Below are 334 nucleotides of genomic sequence, written 5' to 3' on the forward strand. Positions count from 1 at the left end.
TTTAAGGAACCGGATCATAGCCTTTACCTCCCCAGGGCGCTGGAGCGTAAAGAAAATGTACGGGGTACATTTTTAGTGAACAGGCGAGATGTCGCGGTGGCGAGTTGTCATCCCTTTAAGGAACAGGATCATAGCCTTTACCTCCCTAGGGCGCTGGAGCGTAAAGAAAATGTACGGGGTACATTTTTAGTGAACAGGCGAGATGGCGCGGTGGCAAGTTGTCATCCCTTTAAGGAACAGGATCATAGCCTTTACCTCCCCAGGGCGCTGGAGCGTAAAGAAAATGTACGGGGTACATTTTTAGTGAACAGGCGAGATGGCGCGGTGGCGAGTT

General features: G+C 50.9%; 1 protein-coding gene. It reads left to right on the forward strand.

The window, feature by feature from the left end:
* On the forward strand, window positions 1-334 hold a 334-nt coding region (locus J1G40_RS18305; protein ID WP_265244109.1), incomplete at both ends, for a hypothetical protein.

It is taken from the genome of Muriicola sp. Z0-33 (genome assembly GCF_026126425.1).
In the GTDB taxonomy this organism is placed as follows: Bacteria; Bacteroidota; Bacteroidia; order Flavobacteriales; family Flavobacteriaceae; genus JAFMPW01.